This is a genomic window from Psychrilyobacter sp. (assembly GCF_049671765.1).
In the GTDB taxonomy this organism is placed as follows: Bacteria; Fusobacteriota; Fusobacteriia; order Fusobacteriales; family Fusobacteriaceae; genus Psychrilyobacter.
Genome location: NZ_JBATVM010000255.1, coordinates 1 through 2,686, shown reverse-complemented (window position 1 = coordinate 2,686; position 2,686 = coordinate 1). Strand labels below are relative to the sequence as shown.

Below are 2,686 nucleotides of genomic sequence, written 5' to 3'. Positions count from 1 at the left end.
TTTATGTTCTTACATCAAAAAGTACCGATGAAAGAATCGCATCAATAGATAATTTATTTAAAATCGGATATTCTAAGAACGAAGTAGAAAATAGAATTAAAAATGCTGAAAATGAGCCGACATATTTAATGGCTCCTGTAAGTATAGTAACTAGTTGGAAGTGCTATAATATGAATCCGCAGAAATTAGAACAACTTTTACATGTTTTCTTTGGAACTACTTGTTTAAATATAGATGTTATTGATAATACTGGAAAAAGGTGCACTCCAAGAGAATGGTTTATAGTACCATTAAAGGTTATAGAACAGGCTATAGAATTAATAATTAGTGGAGAAATTATTAAATATAGATATGATAAAGATCTAAAAATAATTACTACTCAGAAATAAAATTAATAGAAGGAGGAGAGAATAGATGTTGAATAAATTACCTTTACCTTATGATGTTGAAAGTAAAAAAATACTAAAGAAAGTAATTAATGCTAATAAAAGTTTAGCCGAATTGAAAGGTTTAATAGAAAGTTTACCAAATAAATTTTTATTATTAAACACTTTGAGTCTTCGTGAAGCTAAAGACAGTTCAGAAATAGAAAATATTGTTACAACAAATGATGAATTGTATAAAGCAAATATTAATATTGTTCCTGATAATAGTGCAACTAAAGAAGTAAAAAACTATAATGCTGCTTTAAAAAAAGGATATGAATTGGTTGTAGAAAAAGAAATGATCACAACTAATATTATAATAGAAATTCAAGGTATTTTGGAAGAAAATACTCAAGGAATTAGGAAAACTCCTGGAACAGTTATTCAAAATACTAAAACAGGAGATATAGTTCATAGACCACCGCAAAATTATAGTGAAATAAAAGATTATATGTCTAATTTAGAAAAATATATAAATCTAGACTTAGACGACTTTGATCCACTAGTAAAATTAGGAATAATACATTACCAATTTGAAAGTATTCATCCCTTTAGTGATGGGAATGGAAGAACAGGTAGGATCCTAAATATATTATATTTAATTTTAAATAAATTATTGGATATACCAGTGTTATATCTAAGTAGTTATATTATAAAAAATAAAAATAAATATTATGAACTATTGCAAAAATTAAATAATTCTACATCAACTGATTTAGAAGGTGTATGGGAAGAATGGACAGAATATATGTTAGATGGGATAGAAAATACATCTAGAGAATCTATTAAATTAATAAAGGCAATTTCAGAATTAATGATTGAATTTAAAGTTATAATAAAAAAAGAAGAAAATAAAATTTATAGTAAGGATTTTTTGGAATTATTATTTGAACATCCATATACTAAAATTGAATTTATTACAGAAAGATTAGGTATAACTAGGCAAACCGCTTCTAATTATCTTGATAAATTAATAAATTTAGGTTTATTAAAAAAAGAAAAAGTTGGGAAATATAATTTTTATATAAATATAAAATTATGGAAAATTCTTTCAGAGTAATATATGTAAAAAAAACTAACATGAAAAGATAACGTGTTAAAAAAAACTAAAAAAACTAACACGGGAGTATGATGTGTTAAAAAAAGTAGAAGAAAACTAACATGAGAAGATAACGTGTTAAAAAATTTAAAAGATAATATCTAGAGAAAGAGACATACTATTTATATTTTGTATGTCTCTTTTTAATTATTTAATTATTTTATTTGACAATTACAGAATTTCTGTATTATAGTATAAATATGAGAGGTGAATAAATGAAATCGAGAAATATAGAGTTGTATAATAAGATTCAAAATATTCTTTCCAGTAAAAAAATAACTAAAACTTCTATAGCTAAAGAAATTGGTATAAGTCTAACAGCTTTTAGCCTACAACTTAGGGCCTTACGAGAAGGACGTGGGATCTCAACTAACACCTTGATAACTTTAGAAGAAGTAACTGGGGAAATGTTTTTAAATTTATAGAAATAATGATTTAGGAGGTAGAATGTCTGAATTAAAAAATAATAATAAAGAAATAAGATGTGAAAATTGTAATCGAAAATTAGCTACCATAGAAAATAATTACTTTATGATAAAAGGTAAAACAAATTATTATTCCAATGGTATAGAATCAACCATTATATGTTCCAATTGTAATTCAGAAAATAAATTTAAAATAAAATAGATGATATTCGAGGTCTTGAACCCATTATCGATGATTTAGTATGTATTTTACTAGATTGTCTTTAATGGGTTCTTTTTTTTAGGGAAATAGTCAATCAACGGGAAACTATTTAAATATTGAGATGGTGGGAACTCAATTACCCGATAGGGAGGAAATATGAATTGGAAAAAGCAAAGGGAATTAAGACAAAATCAAATGAAAACCCTGGAAGATAAAAGAAAGGAGCTTGCCAAGAGTGGGTGGTTAGCTATGAATAAAATGGAAAAAGAGCAGTTAAGAAAACTCATAAATTTTAATTGGGACAAAATGCCTAGTTACGCTAAAGCTAAAATAACTAAAGATAGTTATATCCGATTTGAAACCCAGGAACATTGTGTAAAGTTTGCTGAGAAATTAAAGAAAAATTAGATTATATATTTTTAAAGATATTGCAATGAGGTGGACCTCCTAAAATAAATCACTATTGCAATATCTCTATGAATACATAAGTTAAGAAGGAGGGGATACGATAGGGCGAGACAGAGCTTCTATATGG

The 2,686-nt window shown here is 25.9% G+C and carries 5 protein-coding genes; all 5 read left to right on the top strand.

The window, feature by feature from the left end; all coding sequences use genetic code 11:
- Nucleotides 1-389: GIY-YIG nuclease family protein (locus tag WBG30_RS12120; protein WP_424504921.1), on the top strand; the 389-nt coding region annotated here is incomplete at its 5' end.
- A 25-nt stretch (nt 390-414) separates the two neighbouring features.
- On the top strand, nt 415-1,485 hold the full coding sequence (locus tag WBG30_RS12115) for a Fic family protein (RefSeq protein WP_424504920.1): 1,071 nt from the start codon (nt 415-417) through the stop codon (nt 1,483-1,485).
- Between the two features lie 254 nt (nt 1,486-1,739).
- Complete coding sequence (locus WBG30_RS12110) at nt 1,740-1,949, top strand: hypothetical protein (protein WP_424504919.1); 210 nt, start codon at nt 1,740-1,742, stop codon at nt 1,947-1,949.
- Between the two features lie 22 nt (nt 1,950-1,971).
- Nucleotides 1,972-2,151, top strand: a complete 180-nt coding sequence (locus WBG30_RS12105) for a hypothetical protein (protein WP_424504918.1) — start codon at nt 1,972-1,974, stop codon at nt 2,149-2,151.
- 156 nt (nt 2,152-2,307) lie between these two features.
- A complete protein-coding gene (locus tag WBG30_RS12100; RefSeq protein WP_424504917.1) occupies nt 2,308-2,559 on the top strand; it encodes a hypothetical protein in 252 nt (83 codons plus the stop codon).
- Nucleotides 2,560-2,686: the final 127 nt, after the last annotated feature.

Coding starts and splice junctions, on each gene's coding strand:
- WBG30_RS12115 (WP_424504920.1), top strand. CDS start 415: ATGTTGAATAAATTACCTTTACCTTATGATGTTGAAAGTAAAAAAATA.
- WBG30_RS12110 (WP_424504919.1), top strand. CDS start 1,740: ATGAAATCGAGAAATATAGAGTTGTATAATAAGATTCAAAATATTCTT.
- WBG30_RS12105 (WP_424504918.1), top strand. CDS start 1,972: ATGTCTGAATTAAAAAATAATAATAAAGAAATAAGATGTGAAAATTGT.
- WBG30_RS12100 (WP_424504917.1), top strand. CDS start 2,308: ATGAATTGGAAAAAGCAAAGGGAATTAAGACAAAATCAAATGAAAACC.